Raw genomic sequence first — 23185 nt, forward strand, 5'->3', positions numbered from 1 at the left:
AAGCGCCCTGAGGCGCGGGGCATGAGCCCCTGGTCACCCCGCCGCCGTCCTCCAACGCGTTCACGAAGTCCGGTCGAAAAACGGCGTCAAAGCCGTAGCGTTCGCGCACGCCTTCAACCCTGACCGAAAATGTTCCAGAAGCCCGCCCGGCAATCATGACTAAGACGGGCTAGCCAATAATGGTCGAGTTCGTCGGCCTCAGGCCTCAGATCATCACGTCCGATTGGGAGGATGAGCGCTTCTGCAATGAGATAATCCGGTTGAGCAGCGCGCGCTGGCGGGCCATGGCCTCGCCTTCTGGCTTCAGCATAGGTTCTATCTGATCGGCTCTTGCGCCCTCGAACGTATGATTTTCGACCTCGCGCTCGCGCCATTGTTTTACTGCCTTCTTATCGGCCGGTTCAGTCTGCGCTTCTTCCACCAGAGTTGACGTTTCAGCTTCATGTCGTGCCCGACACTGATCCTGATCGGCAAGCGCGAGATATTTCTCGCCGTGATCGAGAGCAATGGGATCCGTTGGGAACGTATCTGCTTCATTAACGGCAGAATATCCGGGGTTGCTTGTGCTGGCGATCTCTTCTCCGTTCTGCTCGCACTGCACTGGCGTAGCGGATGCGGAGACTTGCTGCGTAATCGGAGTTGGCTCCGGCAGTCGGCCGGTCTGGCTCTCGAAGATTCGCCTTAGTATGCGGTCTGAGTAGTATTTCACTTTAGACATTTGCAACGGTGGCAGTCCCTTGATCAGGACGATCTCGCTGTTCTCATCGATCCGGCGGACCTGCTCAGGACGCATCAGGTTGGCTCCCTGATCCGAAAGATGGATGTTGGTGTCGAACATTCGGCTTAGCGCGAATGACTTCGATTTGGCGCGGAAAGTGTAGTCGCCGATCGCCTTGGAAATGTAGATAGGCGTCTCCTCGTCGGCCGTGGCCATGAAGACCTGAATCCCGGTGTTGCTGAGGAAAGTCTCCCTCCCCGACTGCTCGTACAGGCCGGTTAGAGCCGAGAGGCTCTGCACCACGAACATGAACCGACCCTGGTAGCCCGCGATTGTGGTGACGGCCGTCTCCACTGACTCTAGCTTGCCGAGATGCTTGAACTCGTCGAGTAGAAACAAGACCTCAAATATCTCATCGTTGGTCGGCATAGAGCGCTGCATGACCGCCACTACCTGCTGAAAGAAAAGGCGGACCAGTGGTGCGATGACCAAAAGGTCATTTGGGCTCACGCAAAGATAAATTGTGGTAGGGTCGCGGCGGAGATCGTAGATTGAGAAGTCGCATCGCGTCGTCGCCGCTTTGATTAGCGGGTCCGCCCAGAGGTTAAGTCCACCATCTCCAAGGACCGACGTGTAGGACGTGAGAATTTTGGTGTCATTTCCTGCCATGTTATCAAAGATGCGGCGCGCTTCTTGGTTCTGACACTCCTCCGCCAACTGGGCAAAGAGCTTGTACTTTTCTCCGGGCAATGTGAGGAGGTCATAGACGGCGCCAATCGTTGGTGTGCCACGCTCGATACAAGCGAGCACTCCGGCGGCGAACAGATCTCTCGCACCATCGATAAAGCCTTCCGACCCTTTGCCTTTCGGCGAAAGCAGGTTGTAAGCAAGGCGGCGCGCTTCGCTAAACTGGCGCTCCGACGGCATACAGACGATGTCAAGAACTGGATTGTAGCTATGAGTGCGGCCGCCCGGGTCCATCGGGGCGAATTTAAAGATCTGGTCGCCCCGGGCTTTTCGCGCGCGCGACGTCAGCTCGAACAGTTCGCCTTTAACGTCAAGCGCCAAAACCGAGCCGTTGAACGTCAGCAGCGTAGGAATAACAATCCCGACGCCTTTGCCGGCGCGGGTCGGCGCTACCACTAGGCTGTGCGGCTGCTCGCCATTGCTTAGATACTGGCCCGGCCAGCCCGGACCCACCGTCTTGCCAAAGATTGGTCCGGAAACCCTGTGATAGGGCAGGATATAGCGAGCTTTTCTCATCTCACCGAAGCGCGCCCACCGGGCCGTGCCATGGTGCTGGGGTTTAAGCACTATGGCGGCCAGCATGAGGGACGCGATGACAGCCGTGAAGCCGACAATCGTCAATCCGCGGCAGAAGGCCTGCGTCACGTAGCCCCGGTAAAAGGGCGTCTCGTACCAAATTGCGAAGACATCGAAGCTCTGGACCGCTTGGAGAGTAAAGCCATGCTGAAAATTAACATAGGCGCTCGCCAGAAATACGCCGAGCGGCAGCGATAAAGCTGCACCGAATAAAAGCCTTTCAAGTTTTTGGCTGGAACGCATGATCGTCTGACCTCCTTAGAGCCGATCCAAGAGGAAGGGATTCATTATCGAGGGGCTGGCCTGGTCAAGCGCTTGAGCATGATGAGGATCATGGCGAGACGGATGAAGGCAACGACCGTTTCGGCACGACGAATTTATGCAGTTCGTTGCGCTTGACGATCTCAATGGTCCAGCAACCGATGTCGGCGACCACCTCTGCCATCTTGGCTCCCCGGTAGCCAGCATCGGCAAAAATGCGCTTAATGAAAGGGAACGAGCGGCGTGCGCTGCGGAGCAAGTCACGACCACCGTCGCGCGCTTGCTGATGGCGGGATGGACTACGACACTCAGCAGCAGGCCGAGCGTATCGACAAGGATATGGCGTTTGCGACCGGTGACCTTCTTGCCGGCATCAAAGCCTTGCGGGTCGAGCGCAGAGCCCCTTTTCGCGCCGCCTTGTCACTCTGGCTGTCAATGATTGCCGCCGGTCGCTCTTGACTTCGCACTCATCACCGACGAGGAAATCGGGCGCGGCGTCTAGGGCAGTGTCCCGGCGCCCGTCCCCTCAGGAATGATGACTTGGTTGGTCATTGCAAAGGCCATCCGAGATTCTTTCAACTGCATCCAGTCCGACGAGACGCTCGCCGTCTATCCGCACTTCTGCAAATGCTCCAGTCTTGACGCATCGACATCAGCATCTACCTATGCTCGCCACAGTTCGCGTGTCGAGGCCAGCTCTCTTCGCTGCTCCGTCGCGACGCCTTGCGGCTTCCATCATAGCCATTCTCCTACCGTTCGGCGCCGCGCTGGCGGCGCTACTACTTCGGTAGTTAGGAGGTTGCGCCTTGCTAAAATCATCTTTGATCGCCTCAAGTCTGCTTGCAACATCGGAGGTTGGTAAGACCTCTGGCGTCGTGTCCTCACCTACTGGTTTGATCGTTTCATGACCATGACTCGCTGCTTTCCACGGTGGCATACCCCACGGGCAATCGTTCGCAACGCTGTTCAACGTGCTTTTGTGCTTAGGAAGTTGCGTCTTGCTAAAATCATCTTTGATCGCGTCGTTTCTGCTTGCAGCATCGAAGGCTGGTAAGATCTCTAGAACCGTGTCCACGCCCGCTGGTTTCGTTGCCCCATGACTCGCTGCTGCCAACAGTTGCATACCCGAGGGGGCATCGTGCTCCCTGAGCGCCCCACCGCTGTCCAACTTGCTCTGATACTTAGGACGTTGCGCCTTACCGAAGTCGACTTGAAGCGCTTCGGATTTGTTCGCAGAACCGGAAGCAAGTGGGGTTTCGCGCGCCGCCGCTGCCTGTGACTGCACCGCCAACATGATTTTGTCGATGTTTCTGGTAGAAACGCTGTTCGAATGGTGATCGTCTTCCACGCGATCCCCTTCATTCGAAGGAGCGTCGAAATGAGAGGTATTTTCCCAAGCCGCCTTATGCTGTATTGCTTCTGCAGCTCTCATTTTCTGAGCATTTTGCTCATGCTCTTGGAGACCCTTTAGGCGCGTCTTCAGTTTTATTCCCAACACTTTCGTGGTAACGACCTTGGCATCGCTGCCGACATATTTCGTTTCACGTTTGAACAACTTGCCAAGGGTATGTTTGGTATCGATTAACTGATAGGTACGTTCGTCGAACGTGGCCGACCTTTTGTTCCAAAGCCTTCGATGGGACGTAATGTTTCTGCCCAGCTCGTTTCCCTTCGGATCCAATAGAGATGTATATGACTTGATGCCAAAGAGCGTCCTGGTTTCGGTTACCTCAGTTCTCCTGTCTTGCGATTTTATCGAATATTTCGAGAAGCCGCGACTTTCGCGACCGATCAGTTCCAGATTGCCGTCTTCGTCTCGCTCAAAAACTTCTTTTCTGGAGCCTTTGGTACGGGTTAGGATGCGATATTTCTTGTTATCGGCCGCGCTTTCGTAAGGGGCGCTAATCTCCTCAGAAATCGACCTGAAGAACCGACCATCCCGAAGCCTGCCCGTGTAGTAGCTGGTGCGAATCAGGTGGCCTTTTTCGTCGCGTTCCCATTGTTCACGGAAACGGCCATTTCTGAGTTCGAGGCTGCAGGAGCGAAGCTCACCCTTCGGGCCAAACTCGTAGCTCGCCTTTTTGCGCCAACCCTCCCTTTTAAGATGGCTGACGTAAACAGTACCTGACTGCGGGTCACGTTCTAGGACCTCCGTGGTCTTCCTGACCACACCCCTTTTACGCGTGCGCTTACCATTCTTATCGATTACAAGCTTCTTGTTGCCGAGGAGCTTGTAGCCGATCTCACCGTGATAGCCCTCTTTCACTTTGTCGAAGAGTTCCATCTCGGCGACATATGCGGTTTGTTTGCTTGGTCTCCTAAGCCCGCGATCTATGCTGCGAGCTTCGTCGGCCATTTCCCGCGCTCGAAGATGCTGCTTTGCTTCGCGCCTAGCAGAACGGGCGTTCTTATAGACAGGATCTCTCAGCTTGATTGGTTTTTTTTTGATGTCGACCATGAATTGGTTCTTCTGCACTCTCTCGCAAGAGAGTCGTGGAATATGTAGAACTCATGCAAGCGTCCCGCGGAAGGGCGTTGCCGGCTGTCCTTTGCCTCCCGGCTTTCTCCACTGACACGCCACTGCGTGCGCGCAACTGTCAGGTTCAACAACTACGGGAAATGTCGCGTAATCTGTCGTTCCGATCCTCGTATCTGCTGCTTGGCGGCGGCTGAGGCTTGCTTGTATTGCTGCTGCTGCCCGCCTCGGTGCCCCGACCCGACAGAAGCCGTTCCGTTACGCTAGCTGGAACATCCAGCGTTGTACCCTTATTCTTCTCTTGGTCAGCCCTTTGCAGAGTCAGAGCAAGTGACGTGAAGGAAGGTTTCGTGTAAGTCACGCCTCTAGCGCTTCCATCATCGGCGTAGAATATCTGTTTTGCCGCGTACGTCTCCATTATGGATTCGCCTTTCGATAACTTAATTGAATGTCCTTCAACAAGGGCCGCATCGACCTCCACGAGTACGCGATCATGGGACGCATACTTATCAAGCATCTTATTCCAATCTGGCTTGAATGTGCCCCATTGCGGGTTGATTCCATGCTCTTTGCACACCTCCTGAAAGTATTCAGGAAAGCGCCCTGCGAGAAAATCCGGTGTGACGAACGTATTGCCCTCCGGCATTCTGATTATCATCCGATGGTCCATTGCTTCCATGGAGGGTGGTCCCTGAACGGCTTGTACCGCTTCGTCGCCGGGCATCAGCTGGACAACTTCTTTTATCGGGAAGTATATCGTATCGATCTTCACGTAGGCACTGTGGGTATCCTGGTTATACCCGCGGCTTTCGCCAACATAGTCGCGTAAGCGGTGCGTGGCTTGCTCGGGTCCAAGCGTGCGCTCGATGAAGTCGATGGTTTGATAGCCGTGAAGCGTTGACTTCAGCCATACAACGCCGTCAAGAGCCGCTTCCAAGTCCCAAGCCGTACACTCTTGATAAGCATCGTCTGGGAGGCGCGAAAACCCCTTCATGACTCCGTTCTTCATTCGAAGCATGATGTCCGGAGCCTGCTCGCCGCTAGTATGCGGATCTTGATGGGCGAACGCTCGTCGCCTCTTCCCGGCTGGAGTGTTGTAAAGCTGCGCCTCGCCATCGAGTTTGTAAGTCGGAATGATCTCGGGCTTCCCGTCCTTAAGCACTATCTTTCCGTCTTTATCCCTCTTTTCTGTTTTGCCACTTTCGAAAAGCCTGTTATCACGCTCCGCGGTCAGCCCAAGTGATGTCGTGAGTTTCCTGAACTCGGCATTTTTGTAGTCTATCTTGTGTTTCTCGTTATGAGGGACCTTAATGGCATTCCAAAGTGTATTCTTAGTATAGTAGTTGCCTTCGTACTTGATGTAGATAAGCTGCTCGTCCATCTGCTTGGCGGTTTTGTTGCCGAGCTTGGGGAGAGCCTGAAAGTCTGCACCAGTAAAAAACGTATGTACGTTCTTCTTCCTGGAACGGTTTTCGGAATCTTCCGAGTTCAGCGGCACTGTTTGGATGCCATTGGCTCGAAGTGTAGTGTCTGCAACCGCAATCAAAAGGTCGTCGTTCGAGGGAAGTCTGGCGGCGACGGTGCGTCGAGCTGCACTGAGTTTAAGCGCTGCAAATCGTTTAGCGTAATCATCGCCGACCTGGGGCATGACTTCGTCATCATCGGCCACGTAATCGATCCTTCAATAACCTGGGGTGTTCAGCTGCGAGTGTTTTTTGTTTGCTTTTCATCTCGGGCCTTTACAGCTCGTAGCAATGCCATAAGCCGACGTTCACGAGACTCCAAAAATAGATTCGGATCGTCCATCGGTGCATAGTCGTTTGCATCAATATCCAGAAGCGCACTCAGTTCGCGTGATAGCCGAACGCTGTTGCCACTCTGATTGAGCCCGGAGGAGTGAGGTGATGTAAGTGTTTCGGTCGGCAACTTGACCTCCGTTCAATATTGAACGCGCCGGTTGGCGCGTCTCCCATTAATAATGATCTGAAGTTCTACGGCGTCAACGTCGAATCGTGCTGCACTTGTAATGTGGTTAGACCCCTCGTTCACCATCGTCCGTCGCTCGCACGCCGCACCCGCGCCTCCAGATCAACGTAGCTGAACAGCTTGCCCGTTCGATGCGATGGTAGTCCAACATATTGAGGGCGAGCCGTCGGGGATCAACCGGATCTACCGGCTCTATCGGGAGGAAGGACTCGTCGTCCGCAAGCGACGTGCCCGCCGCAAGGCTGTGGGGACCCGAGCCCCGATCCTGGTGGAGGCCAAGCCCAACGCGCTTGGTCCGGAAGCCGACTTCGGCAGGAATGCCCACCTTGCGCCGCCGATCGCAATCCTCAGTCCATTCCTTCGGAAGATAAAGGCGATAGGCGACAGGCAGGCTGGCGTGGTGGTTGGCGATCGACAGTGACACCGCCACCTGGCAACTATCCTGCTTGCCGAGCTGCCCGCAATATTGCCGTGCAACTCCAACCGAATGTCGCCCCTGCTTGGGAAAGCCGGTGTCATCGATGATCTAAGCTTCGATCGGGCTCTGGCGTTCAATCGCCGGCAGGACCATCTCGCGTACCTCGCCCAGCACCTTCTCATCCGACCAGGTGCCGCTGCCGACGAAATGCAGCAGCGATTGATGCTGGGCGGCCGTCCGTTCCGGAGCCGTCACCGCCGCCATCGGCTCCACGCTCTTGCGATCGCCACAGGCCATGAGGCCGACGCAATAGTCGCGCAGCGGTGCCTTCCGATCAGCATGACCGATGACGCTGGCAAGCCCTCCAAATACGCCGCAAATCGCATCTCACTGGTCTTGGTGCCACGCCCGCTCATGTGGCCTCCTCGGCTGATGGTCCATGCTTCAACCATCGCTGATTCCGGCCGGACAAAGCCTGCGGTTGTGTGACTCAGTCAGACTATGAGCTCCCTGGGGAACGCGTTGATCGTGGTGCGTTTTGAACAGCCAAAGAAACCTTGACCCAAGCGCAACTAAAGCCGGGTAATAGCCTTGCGGACTGGGGACCGTCATCGCCCAGCGCTCGTTGGCCTATGACCAGCCGCGCAGCAGCGCGCGCATCTGCACATGCGTTCAGAGGGCGTCGAAGCGTGGTTGTCTTCCTCAAACTGAGGGCCGAGACAATGTAAGGAATGATCGGTCACCTCTACGTTCGAGGTTGGTTTTGCACGGGGGACATGGCTTCTTATCGCAAGGCGCGGCGGCCGGTAGTAGCCTTGGTAGCGCTGGCTCGCAAACGAGTCGATCGTTGAGCCCGCGGTTGCTGTCGTTGTGGATGCGCTCCGTCTCGGCTTTCCGTTCCCGGACAATATTGCCGTCGCCGCACACGCCCCTTCTTTCTCTGCTTTGGAACCGGCCGGTCTGTTGGAGGCCGGCCACGTCTTTCCCCCCATCGCCGCTTTCATGATCATCAGCGACGGCTACTTGCTTCTCGCCGGTAGAACCTGTTCTCGCCGACGCAGGCTCGCATGTCGACGCGCCGGAACCAGATGGCGCGACCGCAGCGTAGCGGCGGGTTGCCCGCCGTGAAGATGATCTGTTCGTCGGTCCGCATGCGCAGCACCTCATGCGGCAGCATCAGCGGCCGGCGCGCGAGCTGTTTGGACCGCGTCTGGGAGGAACCGGACATCTGCGAGGACCGGGTCAACTGATCAACCTCGACCGTCGTGTCGCCGCAGCGCTTCGAGATGTAGTCGGCGGTTTCGGGATCGTTGATTGCGGCGAAGGAGATCCAGGAGGCGCTCTCGAACCATTTGCTGGTGGCATCACGTCCGCCATAGGCCTCGCGCATTTGGCCGATCGACTGATAGAGCATCAAGAGGGTGATGCCGTACTTACGACCGGCATCGCGTGCCGTCTCGAGAATGCGTAAGTGCCCGAGGCGAGCGACCTCATCGAGCAGGAACAGGGTCCGGCCGGTCACTTCGCCATTGCGATTGTAGATGGCGTTAAGGAGTGCGCCGATGATGACGCGGGCAAGGCCGGCGTGGTTCTCCAGCGTCTTCAGGTCGAGATTGATGAAGACGTCCGTCCGGCCCTCCGCCAGCTCGGCCGTCGTGAAGCTCGACCCCGACACCAGCGCGGCATAGTTGGCATAGGAGAGCCAGTGCGTCTCCTTCACGGCGTTGGCGTAGACGCCGCTAAAAGTCTCCGGGGTCATGGCGATGAACGGCGCGACGTTCTCCTTCACGAACTCCGATTCCGAATTGTCGTAGATCGTCTGAAGCCGCTGGCGCAGCTTCGGCTCCGGCTCGGACAGGTTGGCGCGGACCTGGCGCAGGTGCTGATCTTTCCTGTCCATATGACCGGACAGACAGACGTCGGCGATCAGTGCCGTCAGCAGCTGCAAGGCCGAGGCGCGAAAGAAGTCGTCCCGTGCCGAACCCTGGCGCGGATTGTCGGTCATGATCCATGAGGCGACGGCGGCAATGTCCTCTTCCTTGGTCGCGCCGTGCTGGCCGATCCAGTCGAGCACATTGAAGCCGATCTCTGACGAGCGCGGGTCGAGCACGAAGACCTGCCGACCCGCCTCGTGCCGGTGTCCGCTGACCATAGGCGCGACCTCGTTGGAAGGATCGAGGAGGACCAGCCCGCCGCCCCATTTGAGCGCCGTTGGCACCGTGACGGATGTCGTTTTGAAGCCGCCGGACCCTGCAAACACGATGCCGTGCGATGAGCCGAAGGAGGCATCGAAGCAGAGCAGGGGAGACCTGCCGCCAGCACCCCATGTCTCGGCGTCCTCAGTGCGGAAGGACTGGCCCGCGCCCGCATCCCGATCGACGCGATAGCGCTCACCGATCACGATGCCACCCACCTCAGGGAATAACCGTGCAGCCTCCGCCATCGCCATCCAATCGGACTCGCCATGGATGGCGCGCCGTCCTCGGATGCGGCGCGGAATGGAGCTTGCGAAGGCAGTGTTGCCCCTGATCGCGACCCGGATCCCGAACACGGCCCCAAGCGCCACGATGGTCGCGCCAACGATGGTCGACGGATCGGCGTAGGCGAGAAGCCGGTCGCCAGTTGGCAGCGCGCCGGCGAAGGAATGCAGCCGCGCGATCTCCCGCAAAGCGGCGATCGCTACGACGATCATGCCGCCAGACACGACACCCCAGCCGGCAGCGCGGATCGCGGTCGCGCCTGCGGCCGCGACCAGGAAGACCACGCCGTTTGCGGCGGCCAACGCATAGGGCATGGCGATGCCGATCCGGCCGAGCAGAAGGCGTGCGTTCGGCGTTGTCCCGAACTTCGCAAACCACACCTCAATGCCCGTGATGGCAAGGCAAGAGCCCACCATCAGCACGGCCGGCGCGATGGCCAGCGCGATCTTACTTCCCTTCATGACCAAACGCCTTCGCGCCGATCGCCGTCAGGCGCTCGCGTTCCGCTTCGTTGCCGTGAAGCCGCTCCTTGGCCTCTATCAGCAGGCCCAGCAGCAGCGCCCGCTTTTCGTAGCGCAGCCCGGCCTTGGCGATCAGGCCGCCGAGCTCGATCTTCTCCCGCGTATTCTTCTTGCGGGCCTCTGTGGCGTCGGAGCGGTGCATGCGTTCAGCCCTGTTCAGCCAGATCCGAAGACGCGCCAGGCGCGATGGCCGCGGCCGTCTTTGCGGCGCGGCCGCCTCCTTTACGAAACCGGCCGGCGATCTCCGCGAACGCTGACAGCAGTGCCCCCTCGTCGCTTTCGAACTCCCCGATGCCGGCCTTCAGTGCGATCCGGCCGATCCGCTCGGCCTCCCGCGTTTCGGCCTGCTTCAGCTGGTCCTGGAGCCGAGCGATTTCGTCCCTGATCTGCCGCGAGGGCTTTTTCATTCCGAAAGACCTTTCCTTTCAACTTGCGCGAAGCGTCCGAAGGAAAGCCGGGCTGAGCGCAAAGCGCGACCCGGGTAATTAACGGGGTCGGCGAAGCCGACGCTTTGGAAGATCATCCCGCCGTTCCGAAGGAGCGGTCTAAGGGCGCAGTAATACGTCGCTGACGCGACGTCCTGCTTCTCGCCCCGAATTGGGGGGCCGATCCCGTCGAACGGCATGTTCACTTGTCCGAAGGATCGCTCCAGTCGTGGCTATCACGCATTTCACGCCCCAGCTCATCGGACGCGGCGATGGCCGCAGCGCCGTGCTGGCCGCCGCCTACCGGCATTGCGCAAAAATGGCGTTCGAGGCCGAGGGCCGTACCGTCGACTATTCGGGCAAGCGCGGGATGGTTCACGAGGAATTCCTGGTGCCAGCCGACGCGCCCGCCTGGCTCCGGACCATGATCGCCGATCGCTCTGTCGCCGGTGCCTCGGAGGCCTTCTGGAATAAGGTCGAGGCCTTCGAGAAGCGGGCGGATGCCCAGTTCGCCAAGGAGTTCATCGTCGCACTGCCGGTCGAGTTGACACCTGAGCAGAACATCGCGCTGATGCGCCAGTTCGTGGTCGAGCAAGTGCTGTCGCGCGGGCAAGTCGCGGACTGGGTCTATCACGACGAGCCCGGCAATCCGCATGTCCACCTGATGACGACGTTGCGGCCTCTCAGCGGACGGATTCGGGCCAAAGCGGGTCGCGGTCATCGGTGAAGATGGCCAGCCGCTGCGCATGCAATCCGGCAAGATCGCCTATCGGCTTTGGGCCGGGGACAAGCAGGAGTTCCTCGCGCAGCGCAACGGTTGGCTCGACCTGCAGAACCAGCATCTGGCTCTGAACGGTCATGAGATTCGGGTCGATGGGCGCTCCTACGCCGAGCGCGGCATCGACGTCGCGCCGATGCCCCATATCGGCGTTGCGGCCAAGGCCATCCAGCGCCGGGCACAGCGCGAGGGGCGCGATCCCGACCTCGAACGGCTGCGCGTGTTTGAGGAGAGCCGGGCCGAGACGCTAAGACGAATCCAGCGCCGTCCGGAGATCGTGCTCGACCTGATCTCGCGGGAAAAGAGCGTGTTCGATGAGCGGGATGTCGGCAAGCTCCTGCATCGCTATGTCGACGATGCCGGAACGTTTCAGCACTTGATGGCGCGGGTGCTGCAAAGCCCCGATGCGCTGCGGCTGGAAGGCGAACAGATCGATTTCGCCACGGGCGCGCGGGCGCCGGCAAAATATACGACACGCGAGCTGATCCGGCTCGAATCCGAGATGGCGCGGCGGGCGGTCCACCTCTCTGGCAGCACGGCTTTTGCCGTGAAGGCACAGGTGGTCGCGGCCGTGTCATCGCGAAACGCCAACCTCTCGGCCGAGCAGCGCACGGCCATCGCGCATCTTGGGTCCGGGCCGCGGATCGCGGCGGTTGTTGGTCGCGCGGGGGCGGGCAAGACCACGATGATGCGGGCTGCGCGGCAGATGTGGGAGGCCGCCGGTTATCGCGTCGTCGGCGGCGCCTTGGCGGGAAAGGCGGCCGAGGGATTGGAGAAGGAGGCGGGCATCCAATCCCGCACGCTGGCCTCCTGGGAGTTGCACTGGAAAAGCGGTCGGGACGGCCTCGATGATCGAACGGTTTTTGTCCTGGACGAGGCTGGCATGGTCGCCTCGCGCCAGATGGCGCTGTTCGTCGAAACAGCATCTAAGGCGGGAGCGAAGCTCGTCCTGGTCGGCGATCCCGAGCAGCTGCAGCCGATCGAAGCGGGGGCGGCGTTTCGCGCAATCGTCGAGCGCGTCGGCTATGCCGAGCTCGAAACGATCTATCGCCAGCGCCAGCAATGGATGCGCGAGGCATCGCTCGATCTTGCCCGTGGCCGCACGGCGCAGGCCCTGTCCGCCTATCGCCATCATGGACGTCTGTTCGGCTCGGAGTTGAAGGCGCAGGCGATCGACAGTCTCATCGCCGATTGGAACCGCGACTACGATCCGTCCAAGTCGACCTTGATCCTGGCGCATCTGCGCCGCGACGTCCGCGCGCTGAACGACATGGCGCGGGCCAAGCTCGTCGCGCGCGGTCTGGTCGAAGACGGATATGGCTTCCGAACCGAGGACGGCGAGCGCCGGTTTGCGCCTGGCGACCAGATCGTCTTCCTGAAGAACGAGGGCTCGCTCGGCGTCAAGAACGGCATGATCGGCAAGGTCGTGGAAGCCGGGCCAGCGCGCCTGGTCGCCGAGATCGGTGAGGGCGAGGGCCGCTGCCGCGTCGAGGTCGATCAGCGCTTCTATCGCAATATCGACCACGGCTACGCGACGACCGTGCATAAGGCGCAAGGAGCGACGGTCGACCGGGTCAAGGTGCTGGCAACGCTGTCCCTGGACAAGCACCTGACCTATGTCGCGCTGACTCGGCATCGTGAGGATGTGGCGCTCTATTACGGCCGGCGTTCGTTCCAGAAGGCCGGTGGCCTGATCCCGATCCTGTCGCAGCGCCGAGGGAAGGAGACCACCCTCGATTACGAACGCGGCGCTCTCTATCGCGATGCGCTGCGCTTCGCCGCGAACCGCGGACTGCATATCGTCAGGGTGGCGCGCACGCTGGTGAACGACCGCCTGCGCTGGACGGTTCGCCAGAAGCAGCGCCTCGCCGACGTGGCGCGTCGGCTGCGTGCGCTCGGCCAAAAACTCGGCATCGTCGATGTCCGTCAACCCATCATTAGCACCGCATACAGGGAGGCGAAGCCCATGGTCGCCGGCGTGACGACCTTCCCCAAATCCCTCATCGACACCGTCGAGGACAGGATCCTCGCCGATCCCGCCATCAAGAAGCAGTGGGAGGACGTCTCCACTCGCTTTCGCCTCGTCTTTGCCGATCCCGAGCGAGCGTTCCGCGCGACGAACTTCGACGCCATGCTGAAGGATGCCACTGCTGCAACCTCGACGATCGGCCGTCTCGCCACAAACCCGGAATCCCTTGGAGCGCTGCGCGGGAAGGTCGGCCTGCTGGCGCGCAAGGCCGATAAACGGGAGCGTCAGCGCGCCGAGGCCAATGTGCCCGCGCTCAAGCGCGAGATCGAGCGTTACTTACGCCTTCGCGCCCAGGCTGAGCACAAGCATGAGACTGAGGAACGCGCGATCCGGCACCGCGTCGCCATCGAGATCCCCGCTCTGTCGCGCGATGCCCGCCGCGTGCTTGAGCGCGTGCGCGACGCCATCGACCGGAACGACCTGCCGAGCGCGCTCGAATTCGCACTGGCGGACCGGATGGTGAAAGCCGAGATCGACGGGTTCAACAAAGCCATCGCAGAGCGCTTTGGCGATCGCACGTTCCTGCCGAACGCCGCTAAAGAGCCGAACGGGCAGGCCTTCGAGAAGGTGGCGGCCGGCATGGATTCGGTGCGGCGCGCGCAGCTGAAAGAAGCCTGGCCAACCATGCGCGCAGCACAGCAGCTCGCAAGCGGCGAGCGCACCGCGCAGGCCCTCAAGCAGGCTGAGACGGAGCGTCTAGCCCAACGCCAGGGACAGACCCTGAAATGACTGTTCGGCGTTTCCCGCTCGTGATCCTGTTGGCTGGCGCCGGCCTCGTCATCGCCGTGGCAGGCGCCGGCTGGTGCGCCGGACTGCGCGTCAACATGACGCCGAGTTATCCGCGCGGCCTGTGGCGGATTGAGATGCTGGATCGTGAGGCCGCTGCCGGCGATCTCGTCTTCGTCTGTCCACCGCATACGGCCGAGTTCGAACGCGCCTTCGACCGCGGCTACATCCGGCGCGGACTGTGCGCCGGGGGCTTAAGCCCGCTCATCAAGACCGTCGTCGCCATCGGCGGCCAACAGGTCAATGTGGCCAATCGGGTCTCGATCGACGGCCGTCCGCTCCCTGATTCCGAGGTCCGGCATGCCGATGCCGCCCGCCGTCCTCTCACACCGTTTGCCGGCGGCGTCGTTCCCGCCGGCGAGCTCTATCTCCACTCCGATTTCGCAGGCTCCTATGATTCCCACTACTTCGGCCCGATCCCGTCATCGGGCGTTCTCGGCCTTGCCCGGCCGGTCTTCACCTTTGGACCATAATTCCTGGCGGGGCGCGGCGATGGCCGCGGCCGCGGTCGGGGCTGTCGCCTGGTGCGGTCACGCGCTCACCCTGCCGCTTGCCTGCGCGTTTCCGACGTTGTGGGCGTTCGCGCCCTCACGGTCGATCTCAGCGGCAGTGAGCGCAGCCTATTTCCTGGCGGCATCGCGCGGGCTTCCGCAAGGAGCGGTCAATTTTTACGGCACCGATTTCGGCGTCGGCATCGCCTTGTGGATCGGCGCCGCGGCCGCCTTCGTCCTTGTCCACACCGTGCTGTGGCAGAGACGGCCGGGATGGGAGAGGGCGCTTCGGTTCGCCTTTGCTGCGATCCTGATGAGCGTGCCGCCCTTTGGCATCGTCGGATGGGCGCAGCCGATCACTGCGGCCGGAGTTTTGTTGCCGGGATGGGGATGGTGGGGAGTGGCGGCGACCGCAGCCGTCCTGCTCACCATGACGACCGGCAAGTGGCCCATCGCGGGAATCGTCGCGGCCGCCTTGTGGACCTGGTCGGCCGCGCACTGGACCGCGCCGTCGCAACCAGACGGATGGGCTGGTCTCGAGACCAAGCTTGGCAGCGCGCTCGGCCGAAGTCCCGATCTCGATCAATCCCGCCTCCTTCTCCAGCGCGTGCGCGAAGCGGGCGCGGCCGGTGCGCGCGTTGTCGTGCTTCCCGAGAGTGCGGCCGGGCTGTGGACCCCGACCACGAGCGGCGTCTGGATGGAGGGCCTTCGCGGCTCCGACATTACGGTGATCGTTGGCGCGGCGATCGTCGATCGCGCAGGCTACGACAACGCTATGATGGAGATCAGCGCCGGTCGCACGCGCCGGCTCTATGGCGAACGCATGCCGGTCCCGGTCTCGATGTGGCAGCCCTGGCTCGCATGGACGGGGCAGGGCGCAGGCGCCAGCGCCAGCTTCTTTGTCAATCCCGTCGTCGAGTCCGCCGGCCGCCGCATCGCGCCCTTGATCTGTTACGAGCAACTGCTCGTCTGGCCCGTCCTGCAGTCGACGCTCCACTCGCCCGACGTGCTTGTCGCGATCGGCAACGATTGGTGAGACCGCCGGAACCAACGTCCTCGTCATTCAACGCGCCAGCACACAAGCCTGGGCGCGCCTGTTCGCTCTGCCGCTCGTGCGTTCGTTCAACACCTGAAGGGGATTATCATGATCGATGCCGCCACTATTCATCAATGCGCCGATCCAACTCTGAAGCCTGCGATCGTCGAAAGATTCATCCGCGCGGTCGGGGCACCCGAACCGCTCGCGGTCACCGTCCGGACCAAAAACCGCGTCATCCTGGTGAGGCCGCCCAAGACCGCAGATGATGCCATGGAGCTGGTCCGCGTCGGCGTCACTCAATATCCCGCCGGGCTCGGTATCACCGATGTCTCGGCGCTCACCTCCGATCTGATCGACACCTGCGCCAATATCAGGATGGGCACCGCGCTGTTCGGCAAGGTCTATCGCATCGTCACGAAATGGTATGGCGCTGAGGTCGACGAGGCCTTCGGCGATGCGATCGCGGCCTGGAAGACTGGCTATTTCGATGGGAAGTATGTCTTCGATGAGCCCGATCCTGGCAGTCTGCCAGCCCAGCCCCCGGAAGCCGGCGACAAGTCCGCGGACGAGGTGAGGCCTGCGAGCGGACCGGACGAGGGGACCCAGCTGGACAGGGAGCAGATTGATCCGAACAAGGCGGGCATCAGGATCGATCTGACCGGCGTTGGCGTAGGCAAGCCGAAATAGGCCTTTGCGCATTGCAACGGCCTCGGGCTGGAAAGCCAAGTGGATAGGCGGCAGCGTTACGCCGTAGGCCGTCAACTCCTAATGCTGATCTGGAGCGATGCGATCTGGCTTGTGCGGGGCGCGGGGTCTCCGCTCTGAGGGGCTATCGCATTTCCTCGACATCGAGCAGCAGGAGTTGGACGTCACCAACCACCGGCGCGCTCCCTTTATGTTGCCAGGCTCTTGGCCGCTCAGACCATACCAACTTGGTCGAGAGCTATCGCCGAAAGTTGGTGACGGCGGGAATCGGGAAGGCGGCATATCGTGGGGGTGCTTGACGTCTCCACTTCTCCACCGAAGGAGCGATATGCCGTGTCCAAGGGCATGCCTATCCTTATCGCCATCCTTACGACTATCCTTTGACATGGTGAGAGCTGGCCCCGGTTGTTTGGACAGCGCCCCGCGAAAATTAAGTGGATTCCTGCCGGGTTATGCTGAAGGCGGGGCTTTACGATTTTGCTGTGAGAGCTGGCTCCGCAAATTCGGACAGTAGCTTGAGTGGATTTTCTGCCTGAGAGCGGCGAGGCTTCTTGCCGCGAATCAGGAGCGAAGATGACGAAGAGGAGTCGCCGGACGCATTCTCCGGCATTCAAGGCAAAGGTGGCTTTGGCGGCCGTGAAGGGGGAGAAGACGTTGGCCGAGCTGGCGCAATTGTTTGATGTCCATCCGAACCAGATCACGACCTGGAAGACCCAACTCCTGGAAGGCGCCGCCGGAGTGTTTGGGCAGGACAACGGACCGGCCGAGGCGCCGGTCGATTTGAAGGCGTTACATGCCAAGATCGGCGAGCTTGCGTTGGAGAACGATTTTTTGTCCGGCGCGCTCACCAAGGCGGGCCTGCTGAGCGCAAAGCGATGATCGACCGCGACCATGATCTGTCTGTCGTGCGCCAGGCGAAGGTCCTGAACCTTGCCCGCAGTACGGTTTACTATGAACCTCGGCCGGTTTCGGCCGAGGACCTTGTCTTGATGCGCCGGCTCGATGAGCTGCACCTCGATTATCCCTTCGCAGGGGCGCGCATGCTGCGATCGCTGTTGCAGCGTGAGGGCATGCAGATTGGCCGCCGCCACGTCGCGACGCTGATGAAGCGCATGGGGATCGAGGCGATCTATCGCCGTCCGAACACGAGCAAGCCCGCACCGGGCCACAAGATCTACCCGTACCTATTGCGCGGATTGAAGATCGAGCGGCCGAACCAGGTCTGGGCAATGGACATCAGCTACATTCCGATGCGACGTGGATTCGTCTACCTCGCGGCGGTCGTCGATGTGTTCAGCCGACGGGTGTTGGTCCATCGCGTATCGATCACGATGGAGACGATATTCTGCGTCGAAGCGCTCCAGGAGGCGTTGGCGAAGCACGGCAGGCCCGAGATCTTCAACACGGATCAGGGTAGCCAGTTCACCAGCCTCGACTTCACCGGCGTGCTGCTGGACGCGAACATCGCCATCAGCATGGACGGCAAGGGTGCCTGGCGCGACAACGTGTTCGTCGAGCGGCTGTGGCGCACTGTCAAATACGAGGAAGTCTATCTGCGTGCTTACGACAGCGTGCTCGAGGCGCGAGCATCGATTTCCAAATATCTGGCGTTCTACAACCGAGGACGTCCTCACTCGAGCCTTGACGAACGCACGCCCGACGAGGCTTACTTCGGCGCGCAAACGATGGTGACGGCCGCATGATCGTCGCCAACGATTTTGCTGCGGCTCTGGTCGGGCTTACGCCCTCCCGACGCCACAGCAAAATCGTAAAGCCCCGCCTTCAGCATAACCCGGCAGGAATCCACTTAATTTTCGCGGGGCGCTGTCCAAACAACCGGGGCCAGCTCTGTCAGCGAGGCAGGCACGTCAACAACGACTGGATCGCCAGCGAGCCACGACATCAGAGAAGCGAGACTGGAAGATCAAAGGTGATGGGTTTGTGAGTGATTTAACCGAACGCGCTGAGATTTATAAAGGCAAAGAGTGGCCTTTTCAAGCAACTAGGGAGCCGTTCTTTCTTACTGGGCCCCCCTCTGTATTCGACAGGGACTTGATGGTTTTTCCCAGAAAGCCAACGGTTTTTGATATCACCCCGCAGTGAAGACGAAATGACGAGAGCGACGTTTACATCACAATATATCCTGCCGCCGCCGCCGCCGCCGACGGGCGCCCCGCCTGCCCATCATCGTCTCTATCATTTCCGTTTGGCCTATTGCGGGTTCGAGAGAGCTGGCTCAGTCCACTTCATCAGCTTCACGCCAGGCACCAATCAAGAGGCCGCTTATGCAGCAGGGCGCGGGTGGGCGGCCAAGATGTTCGGCTCAGGATTTGGGGGCGGTCAGTATAACTATCTTACCGCTTTCTATACGGATCGCGGCCATCCTCACCTTCATGTGGTCGTCAATCGTCGTGAACTCCTGGGACGAGCGCGGCTGAAGATATCCCGTCGCCACCCGCACTTGAACTATAAGGCCCTGCGCACTGAGATGGCTGAGATCTCACGGCAGCATGGCATCATGCTAGACGCGAGCTCGCGAGCGGAGCGCGGCGCTCACCGAGCGGCCGATGACCTTTGCCGAATACCGCCGGTGTGAGCGAGGGGAGAATTTGCTGGTGCACTCAAATATGGTTGTCGAAGGTGGAAGTACCGTTTGTTGACATTCGGCGATCAAAGCGGTTCAAATGGACCGGTCGCACCGCAGGTCGAGCCTCCTCAGCATACGTCTGTGTTGGGTACAAAGCAAACCAAAGCCGTGGCGCCCCATCGGGGGCCTCCAGAAGACATGGTCATGCGGTGGGAGGCTATCGGCCGTCGCCGACAGGAGGAGCAGGATAACTCAAAGCGAGACGAGCAGCACGGAGAGCAGCAATCGACTCTTCCGTACGTCAATGACGGAGAAAGGAACGAAAGTAAACGCGCAAGAGACGGTCGCAGCCGATGAGATAGATAGCAAGGGACAAGTCACGACGAATAAGGGCTCATGGAGGACGCCAGCTCCACCGCCCCTGGGGCGAGCGGCGAACAACGCGGCCCCGCGCGCGAATCCAATACATCACCAGCAATGGACGTGCACAGGCTCCTTTGCGACGAACCATTCCCGGGTAACGATCAAACAGCAGGGGCGACCCATCACATGTAAGGCAGAACTCGTGCGGACGCGAAGCGCCGTGCGGGTAATGCATCAACTTGATGGAGCTGAAGCCTCTATATGTAGACGGTCGATTCCATGAAGCCGATTACATGATGTGATGCTGCCCAAAACGATAAGGGACAGATAAATGGTAAGAAACGCCCGGGGGGTGCCAGCGATGAATCGCGAAGGAGGATCGGGCACCCAGGAAGACGAATCTCTCGTCGGTTCCAGTGGCCGCCTGGGGGAGCCATCAAGCGGTCGACGCGAAAGGAGCAATACACTTGCCGCATCGTCGTCCGCGGATAGCCAAATAGGTGCCTTCCCGCCAGACGCGGCGATGCATGATGATTTCGATGATCTCACCGAAGACGATTGGTCGCGAATCGACGAAGCAATGTGGGGTCATGGAGACGCACCCGTTGTCGATAAAGGTAAGGCAAAAAGTGATGTTCATTTCGATGATCTCACCGAAGGCGATTGGTCGAAGTCCGACCAATTGTTGCCAGCGATGAATCGCGAAGGAGGATCGGACACCCACGAGGACGAATCGCTCGCCGGTTCCAGTGGCCGCGTGGGGGAGCCAACAAGCGGTCGAGGCGAAAGGAGCAATACACTTGCCGCATCGTCGTCCGCGAATAGCCAAATAGGTGGTGCCTTCCCGCCAGACGCGGCGATGCATGATGATTTCGATGATCTCACCGAAGACGATTGGTCGCGAATCGACGAAGTAATGTGGGGTCATGGAGACACACCCGTTGTCGATAAGGGTAAGGCAAAAAGTGACGTTCGTGACGTAGCCTTGCCTGCTACTGCGATTGGCCATCCGAGTGAAGCGATGCCGCGATCCGTGCCGCTGCGGACCTTTGAGCGCGTTGAAGTCGGCGACAAGTTACTCATTGGACATGAGTCCAATTCGGAGTGGCACCATTCGATGCTCTTCGAAACCCCTCAGCAGCATTTTAGGAGAGTGGGAAGATGGCTCGATAAAGAAGAGTACGATCAAATGTCCGTGCTGATTAAGTCAGACGATCCTGAAGGTGCGTACTCACCCAGAAATCGGCTGTTCTCGCAGCTTGGGAGACAGCGGTACATTGAGAAGATGGATGAGTTAGGCCTATCGCATAGAGTCTTCGGTTCAGTGAGAAGTCCGGGGCCCCATTCCTATGATACTCCCGCCGGGAGGAGAACCGCTCTCCACAACTACGAATTTCCACTCCAAACGGGAAACTACAATCCAGATATTCTGATCCGAAATGACGGCGTCGTCATCGGCCTTTGGCCGAAACTTGTCGACGCCAAAACGCTAGCAAGTCTGACACAAGAGTTCGGCGCAGACAACGTGTGGCTCAAGGCGGCCGACAACACCTATTTGACGGAGTGCGCTTATAATCATAAGGAGCGAGAGGGAGCTGAGGGAGCCTTCGCCAAGTTCATTGCTCGCGATGATGCCATTGAGCGCGATGACTTACTCATTGGACATGAGTCCAATTCGGAGTGGGACCATTCGATGTTCTTCGAAACCCCTCAGCAGCATTTTAGGAGAGTGGGAAGATGGCTCGATAAAGAAGAGTACGATCAAATGTCCGTGCTGATTAAGTCAGACGATCCTGAAGGTGCGTACTCACCCAGAAATCGGCTGTTCTCGCAGCTTGGGAGACAGCGGTACATTGAGAAGATGGATGAGTTAGGCCTATCGCATAGAGTCTTCGGTTCAGTGAGAAGTCCGGGGCCCCATTCCTATGATACTCCCGCCGGGAGGAGAACCGCTCTCCACAACTACGAATTTCCACTCCAAACGGGAAACTACAATCCAGATATTCTGATCCGAAATGACGGCGTCTTCATCGGCCTTTGGCCGAAACTTGTCGACGTGAAAACGTTAGCAAGTTTGACACAAAAGTACGGCGCAGACAACGTGTGGCTCAAGGCGGCCGACAACACCTACATGACGGAGCGCGCTTATAATCATAAGGAGCGGGAGGGAGCTGAGGGAGCCTTCGCCAAGTTTATTGCTCGCGATGATGTCATTCAGTGCTCTCACGAGCATGACCGCAAACGCCTTCGAGATACGGACATCGGGCGGTAATCTCCTCTGAACCTCTGTAAGTGCTCCTTTCTACGCACCTATGCAATTGAGTGCGGGGGATGGGATGAGGTGTCCACCATGAGCGAAGTGGACACCATCGATCATAACTCTAGAAGAACCTGTGAGACTTGAGACGTAAGCGCGGATTTCGATGCACGTCGTAGAGCGGGGTAATGCGGCGGCGGCAGTGGTGGCGGCTCAGGCTGGCAACTTTTTGAAGTTGAAGGGCAGAAGATCCTGGACATCGGCTTCATCGGGGCGTGTCGGCAACTGGGCGAGGACGTGCTTCAGCCATGCGAAGGGCTCGATGCGACAGGCCCGACAGGTCAGCATCAGACTATAGATGACGGCACTGGCCCTGGCTCCCTCCACGGTAGCGCTGAAGAGCCAGTTTTTCCTGCCGCAGGCAAAAATCCTGATATCGCGTTCCAGAAGGTTGTTGTCGATCGGCATGCTGCCGTCCTTGGCGTAGCGCGTCAGATATTCCCATTGGTTGAGCGTATAGGAGACCGCATCCTCAAGCTTGGTGTCGGGCACAACCTTGGGAGCGATTGCATCGAGCCACGCCTTGAGGGCGTCCAGGACCGGGAGGCTGTGTTTCTGGCGCAAGCGGCGTATGTAATCGACCTGCGTTTCGCCGTCGCCGGGCTTTTCGTCCCGCACCTGTCTTTCAATCCGGTAGAGCTGGTCGAAGAACTTGAGGGCTTGGGCCGGTGGCCCACCCGGTTTCTTCCTGGCCTTGAGGGCGTCGACAAACTTCCGTCTGGCGTGGGCCATGCATCCGACGTGCGTGGCGCCTTTCAATGTGCGCCAGGCCGCGTAGCCATCGCTCATCAGGATGCCACGATAGTCGCCAAGGAAGGCCTGCGGGTGTTCCTGTCCGCGACCAGGCTGATAATCGAACAGCACGATCGGCTGCTCGCTATCCTCGCCGCTGCGATAAGCCCACATATACGAGGTGCTGGTGGGGTCCTTGCCCGCTTCTTTCAGCACCTGAACGGTGGTCTCGTCGCCATGGATGACGGTCTGCGACCGCAACCGTAGCTTTAGCGCGTCGTAGATACGAACGAGGTGCTTCTCGCTCGAACCGATCACCCAGTGGCCCAGAGCGCCGCGGCTGACGGGAACACCAGCGCGCTCGAAGGCCTTCGCCAGACGATAGAGCGGCGTGCCATCGACATATTTATGGACGAGTGCGAAGGCCAGCGTCGAGGCCGTAGCAATGCTGCCCGGCAAGGGTTGTGCAGGCATCGGCGCGGTCACGACCGGCGTGTTGATGTCGGTACGGTCACAATGGCGGCAAGCATATTTGAACCGCACATTCTGCAAAACCTTCGCCTTCACCTCGATATGAAGTTGCTCGCTAACGGTCTCGCCCATGCGATGCATCTGGTGACGGCGGCAAGGACAAGCCTTCTGGTCGTCGGGAAGGTCAAACTCGACGCGTTCGCGCGGCAGGTTCTCTGTAAGCGCGGATTTCGATGCACGTCGTAGAGCGGCGTAATGCGGCGGCGGCAGTGGTGGTGG

13 protein-coding genes and 5 pseudogenes are annotated in these 23185 nt (G+C 59.7%); 9 read left to right on the plus strand and 9 right to left on the minus strand.

Annotated elements, in window-relative coordinates; all coding sequences use genetic code 11:
• Positions 1–205: 205 nt before the first annotated feature.
• Positions 206–2284: a type IV secretion system ATPase VirD4 gene (virD4, locus tag NLM33_RS47960; RefSeq protein ID WP_254106486.1), complete on the minus strand. Its 2079-nt coding sequence runs from the start codon at positions 2282–2284 to the stop codon at positions 206–208.
• Positions 2285–2299: 15 nt separating this feature from the next.
• Positions 2300–2641, minus strand: coding sequence for a hypothetical protein (locus NLM33_RS50135; protein ID WP_371930199.1), 342 nt, complete (start codon positions 2639–2641; stop codon positions 2300–2302).
• Here NLM33_RS50135 and NLM33_RS50140 point away from each other — a divergent pair.
• Positions 2597–2761 (plus strand): hypothetical protein, encoded by a 165-nt coding sequence (locus tag NLM33_RS50140; RefSeq protein ID WP_371930191.1) that lies wholly within the window; start codon positions 2597–2599, stop codon positions 2759–2761. The genes NLM33_RS50135 and NLM33_RS50140 overlap by 45 nt on opposite strands.
• A 193-nt stretch (positions 2762–2954) precedes the next feature.
• On the opposite strand, the gene NLM33_RS47970 is transcribed toward NLM33_RS50140, so the two are convergent.
• Positions 2955–4760 carry an effector protein gene (locus NLM33_RS47970; protein WP_254106487.1) on the minus strand — a complete coding sequence of 602 codons (1806 nt, stop codon included), beginning with the start codon at positions 4758–4760 and terminating at the stop codon, positions 2955–2957.
• A 145-nt stretch (positions 4761–4905) separates the two neighbouring features.
• Positions 4906–6447, minus strand: coding sequence for a hypothetical protein (locus NLM33_RS47975; RefSeq protein WP_254106488.1), 1542 nt, complete (start codon positions 6445–6447; stop codon positions 4906–4908).
• A gap of 471 nt (positions 6448–6918) precedes the next feature.
• Between NLM33_RS47975 and NLM33_RS47980 the strand changes: the two are divergent.
• A pseudogene (locus NLM33_RS47980) lies at positions 6919–7053 on the plus strand (IS3 family transposase); the annotation flags it as partial.
• Here NLM33_RS47980 and NLM33_RS47985 read toward each other — a convergent pair.
• The 4 genes and pseudogenes from NLM33_RS47985 to NLM33_RS48000 all read right to left on the minus strand — a co-directional run.
• Positions 7054–7563, minus strand: a pseudogene (locus tag NLM33_RS47985) (IS701 family transposase); the annotation flags it as partial. It lies immediately after the preceding pseudogene.
• 628 nt (positions 7564–8191) lie between these two features.
• Positions 8192–10123: a Ti-type conjugative transfer system protein TraG gene (traG, locus tag NLM33_RS47990; protein WP_254106489.1), complete on the minus strand. Its 1932-nt coding sequence runs from the start codon at positions 10121–10123 to the stop codon at positions 8192–8194.
• Positions 10110–10325, minus strand: a complete 216-nt coding sequence (gene traD / locus NLM33_RS47995; RefSeq protein WP_254106490.1) for a type IV conjugative transfer system coupling protein TraD — start codon at positions 10323–10325, stop codon at positions 10110–10112. Before traD ends, traG begins: the two co-directional genes overlap by 14 nt.
• A 4-nt stretch (positions 10326–10329) precedes the next feature.
• Positions 10330–10590, minus strand: coding sequence for a TraC family protein (locus tag NLM33_RS48000; RefSeq protein WP_254106491.1), 261 nt, complete (start codon positions 10588–10590; stop codon positions 10330–10332).
• 247 nt (positions 10591–10837) lie between these two features.
• On the opposite strand from NLM33_RS48000, the pseudogene traA reads away from it, so the two are divergent.
• The 7 genes and pseudogenes from traA (at position 10838) to NLM33_RS48035 (ending at position 21658) form a co-directional block, all read left to right on the plus strand.
• Positions 10838–14144: pseudogene (gene traA / locus NLM33_RS48005) on the plus strand (Ti-type conjugative transfer relaxase TraA).
• Positions 14141–14674, plus strand: coding sequence for a conjugative transfer signal peptidase TraF (traF, locus tag NLM33_RS48010; RefSeq protein WP_254106492.1), 534 nt, complete (start codon positions 14141–14143; stop codon positions 14672–14674). Before traA ends, traF begins: the two are co-directional and overlap by 4 nt.
• Positions 14675–14693: 19 nt before the next feature.
• A pseudogene (locus tag NLM33_RS48015) lies at positions 14694–15825 on the plus strand (conjugal transfer protein TraB).
• Between the two features lie 11 nt (positions 15826–15836).
• Positions 15837–16418, plus strand: a complete 582-nt coding sequence (locus NLM33_RS48020) for a conjugal transfer protein TraH (RefSeq protein ID WP_254106493.1) — start codon at positions 15837–15839, stop codon at positions 16416–16418.
• Between the two features lie 591 nt (positions 16419–17009).
• Positions 17010–18139, plus strand: a protein-coding gene (locus tag NLM33_RS48025; protein WP_254095161.1) for an IS3 family transposase whose coding sequence is annotated in 2 segments (ribosomal slippage) — positions 17010–17262 and positions 17262–18139 — 1131 coding nt in all. Because the reading frame shifts where the segments join, the coding sequence is not laid out codon by codon here.
• Between the two features lie 407 nt (positions 18140–18546).
• Positions 18547–19032 carry a relaxase/mobilization nuclease domain-containing protein gene (locus tag NLM33_RS48030; protein ID WP_254106494.1) on the plus strand — a complete coding sequence of 162 codons (486 nt, stop codon included), beginning with the start codon at positions 18547–18549 and terminating at the stop codon, positions 19030–19032.
• 877 nt (positions 19033–19909) lie between these two features.
• Positions 19910–21658, plus strand: coding sequence for a hypothetical protein (locus tag NLM33_RS48035; protein WP_254106495.1), 1749 nt, complete (start codon positions 19910–19912; stop codon positions 21656–21658).
• 198 nt (positions 21659–21856) lie between these two features.
• On the opposite strand, the pseudogene NLM33_RS48040 reads toward NLM33_RS48035, so the two are convergent.
• A pseudogene (locus tag NLM33_RS48040) lies at positions 21857–23185 on the minus strand (IS66 family transposase); the annotation flags it as partial.

The sequence above is a fragment of the Bradyrhizobium sp. CCGUVB1N3 genome (assembly GCF_024199925.1).
Taxonomy (GTDB): Bacteria; Pseudomonadota; Alphaproteobacteria; order Rhizobiales; family Xanthobacteraceae; genus Bradyrhizobium.

Bases quoted from the DNA above. Each gene is read 5' to 3' on its own strand.
- virD4 (WP_254106486.1), bottom strand. From the start codon at position 2,284: ATGCGTTCCAGCCAAAAACTTGAAAGGCTTTTATTCGGTGCAGCTTTA.
- NLM33_RS50140 (WP_371930191.1), top strand. From the start codon at position 2,597: ATGGACTACGACACTCAGCAGCAGGCCGAGCGTATCGACAAGGATATG.
- NLM33_RS47970 (WP_254106487.1), bottom strand. From the start codon at position 4,760: ATGGTCGACATCAAAAAAAAACCAATCAAGCTGAGAGATCCTGTCTAT.
- traG (WP_254106489.1), bottom strand. From the start codon at position 10,123: ATGAAGGGAAGTAAGATCGCGCTGGCCATCGCGCCGGCCGTGCTGATG.
- traD (WP_254106490.1), bottom strand. From the start codon at position 10,325: ATGCACCGCTCCGACGCCACAGAGGCCCGCAAGAAGAATACGCGGGAG.
- NLM33_RS48000 (WP_254106491.1), bottom strand. From the start codon at position 10,590: ATGAAAAAGCCCTCGCGGCAGATCAGGGACGAAATCGCTCGGCTCCAG.
- traF (WP_254106492.1), top strand. From the start codon at position 14,141: ATGACTGTTCGGCGTTTCCCGCTCGTGATCCTGTTGGCTGGCGCCGGC.
- NLM33_RS48020 (WP_254106493.1), top strand. From the start codon at position 15,837: ATGATCGATGCCGCCACTATTCATCAATGCGCCGATCCAACTCTGAAG.
- NLM33_RS48030 (WP_254106494.1), top strand. From the start codon at position 18,547: ATGACGAGAGCGACGTTTACATCACAATATATCCTGCCGCCGCCGCCG.
- NLM33_RS48035 (WP_254106495.1), top strand. From the start codon at position 19,910: ATGCATGATGATTTCGATGATCTCACCGAAGACGATTGGTCGCGAATC.